Here is a 747-nt window from a genome sequence, read left to right as displayed (position 1 = left end):
CGGAGGCCAGCGCGTTCTCCAGGGAGGCCCGCATCAGCCCGCTGAGCACCCGGTCCGGCTGCTCCACGCCGGCCTCGGCCAGCAGTTGCGCCGACTGGGCCGCGATGGTCACCAGATGGTTCGACGCGTGCGCCAGGGCGGCGTGATAGAGCGTGCGGTCCTTCTCGGCGATGACCACCGGTTCGCCGCCCATCTCCACGACCAGAGCCTGGGCGATCGGCAGCACCGTGGCCTCGGCCGTCACCCCGAAGCTGCAGTCATTGAGCCGGGCCAGGTCCAAGCTCATGCCCGTGAACGTCATGGCCGGGTGGATGGCCAGCGGGATGGCACCCTTGGCCCGGGCCGGCCCCAGCACGGCGGTGCCGTAGCGTCCGGAGGTATGCACGACGAGCTGGCCCGGCTGCCAGACCCCGGCCGCGGCCAGACCGTCCACCAGTTCCGGCAGGGCATCGTCCGGCACCGCCAGCAGCACCAGTTCGGCCCGTTCCACGATCTCGGGGATCTGCAGCACCGGGACGCCGGGCAGCAGGTTCTCGGCCCGCTCCCGGCTGTCCTCGGAAACCGCTGACACCCCGACAACGGCGTGCCCCACGCCGCGCAGCGCGGCACCGAGGACGGCGCCGACCTTGCCGGCACCGATCACGCCGATGCCCAACCGTCCGGGCCTACTCCTGCCCGCCATCGCGGCCCTCCTTGCTTCCTTGTGGTTCGTCCTGCTGCGCCGGCCCGCGGACGCCGCCCGCGGGC

At 73.0% G+C, this 747-nt stretch carries 1 protein-coding gene; it reads right to left on the bottom strand.

Features of this window, described 5'->3' with window-relative positions:
- On the bottom strand, positions 1-682 hold a 682-nt coding region (locus tag AC5RUJ_RS17625), incomplete at its 3' end, for a Rossmann-like and DUF2520 domain-containing protein (protein ID WP_494156427.1).
- Positions 683-747: the final 65 nt, after the last annotated feature.

It is taken from the genome of Arthrobacter sp. Y3223164, from assembly GCF_059091005.1.
This window is presented reverse-complemented; position numbering and strand designations above follow the sequence as displayed.